This is a genomic window from Streptococcus sp. KR, from assembly GCF_002238115.1.
Classification (GTDB): Bacteria; Bacillota; Bacilli; order Lactobacillales; family Streptococcaceae; genus Streptococcus.
On record NZ_NGVM01000183.1, the window covers coordinates 1 to 380 of the forward strand.

The window sequence follows — 380 nt, forward strand, 5'->3', positions numbered from 1 at the left end:
CTTGTGCCGTTGATGAGCTTCACGTAGATAGCGGTCTTACCGACGATAACCAAACTCTTGTATCGCTTGTCCCTATAGATGAGCTAAATGGCTTCCTCGGCTACATGTATTACATCTATTGCAACTGGCAAAGTGATAATCGGATAACCAGCTTAATCACAATTAACGTCAAAGACTACGATAAAGGATCTAAAGATTTTACGGCTCAGTTATTGAAACTATTGTGCGAAAGAACAAATGAAAAGAAGGTAACTAACAATGAATGAATTAAAAATCAGTCCAATTTATTTTGATGACTATCAAGCCTTGTTTTTAAAGGATACTGATCAAGCAAAAACAATTAGCTTTTCAATTTCACAAAAAGAGCACATTATTAACAA

Annotated in this window: 1 protein-coding gene; it reads left to right on the plus strand. The window is 35.0% G+C overall.

Features of this window, described 5'->3' with window-relative positions; translation table 11 throughout:
* Positions 1-266 (plus strand): hypothetical protein (locus tag CBI42_RS13040; protein WP_218822072.1); only part of this gene is annotated, 266 nt, incomplete at its 5' end.
* Between the last annotated feature and the right edge of the window lie 114 nt (positions 267-380).